The 1,370-nt window shown below is 34.4% G+C and carries 2 protein-coding genes; both read left to right on the top strand.

What is annotated here, in order from left to right:
• Positions 1–312: 312 nt before the first annotated feature.
• Positions 313–756 carry an aminoglycoside 6'-N-acetyltransferase gene (aac(6'), locus tag ACOVQ4_RS11475; protein ID WP_421820779.1) on the top strand — a complete coding sequence of 148 codons (444 nt, stop codon included), beginning with the start codon at positions 313–315 and terminating at the stop codon, positions 754–756.
• A gap of 229 nt (positions 757–985) precedes the next feature.
• On the top strand, positions 986–1,370 hold a 385-nt coding region (yiaA, locus tag ACOVQ4_RS11470; RefSeq protein ID WP_421820778.1), incomplete at its 3' end, for an inner membrane protein YiaA.

Raw genomic sequence — 1,370 nt, 5'->3', positions numbered from 1 at the left:
TAAATTTTAACATAATCACTCATTCGCTCAATCACTAAATCGCTAAATTAGGGATGACTCATGTTTGAGATACTATTAATTTAATCTTTACTTTTACTTAATCGGAAAGATTAAATTAATAGTATGTCAGAGGTAAAATTTGACTATAACCTTTTGATTATGAAAACCTTTCAATAACCAATATGCTTTTAACTATTAACGTTTTTCTACTCATTTTCAAACTTTTTGCTCGTCGCCTGACAACTTAAATTTAAGATTTCTCAGCAACTAAATTAAAAAAAACCTTATTTTTAGGTAAAAAACATACCTCTAATGACAAGCATCCAAGAAATATCGAGAGATAACATTTCGGCTATAGCCCATTTAGCTACACAACTTTGGCCAGATACCAATACAGATGAAATGTTTGAGCATTTTGAGGAGGTATTATTGGCCGATCATCCAACTGCTTTTCTTTTATTACAAAATCAAAATCCCATTGGGTTTATTGAATTGAGTGTTCGTCAGGACTATGTAGAAGGTGCCGAAGATATGCCTGTAGCCTACATCGAAGGAATTTACGTTGACAATGTTTATCGAAAAAAGGGATTAGCTATCCAACTCATCCATAAAGCCGAACAGTGGGCTCGCTCACAAGGATATACGCAACTATGCTCAGATTCGGAACTTGCCAATACAGGAAGTATTATCTTTCATCAAAAAGCTGGCTTTGAGGAAGTGGGCAGAATTGTTTGTTTTGTCAAAAATCTCAACTAGGAAAGAAGATGTAACTGGTTAGCAGTATATCCGTTATTTGATGGGACTCACAATCAGAATTACTTTATCAAGTTCTATTACAGATATATTATTTATCTCATATTTCATGTTACTTAGTTAAATGATAGGTCATAAAATGTCTATTATCTAATAATTAGTTGACAATACTTCTCTCAAATCATTGGTATCTTGTCAACAAGTTCTAACTCAATTACAAAACCTTTTAAATATGAATCAACAACCTTCAAGTGCATTTGTAGCGGCCTCTTGGGTAGCGCTCGGTATTGGTATCGTAGGATATCTCATCGGTTTATGGAACGCCGAAATGGCACTCAATGAAAAAGGATATTATTTCACCGTTTTGATGTATGGTCTTTTCTCGGTGATTTCATTGCAAAAAAGCGTTCGTGACAAACTCGAAAACATTCCGGTTACAGCGATTTATTACAGTCTTAGTTGGTTTTCGACTATTTTAACCATTGTTCTGCTAACGGTAGGTTTATGGAACGCAACCCTATTGCCAAGTGAAAAAGGCTTTTATGCTTTTGCTTTTCTATTAGCACTTTTTGGTGCCATTGCCGTTCAGAAAAATACAAGAGACAGTCAGAAGGATA

The sequence above is a fragment of the Flectobacillus sp. genome (assembly GCF_049240685.1).
Lineage (GTDB): Bacteria > Bacteroidota > Bacteroidia > Cytophagales > Spirosomataceae > Flectobacillus.
This window is presented reverse-complemented; position numbering and strand designations above follow the sequence as displayed.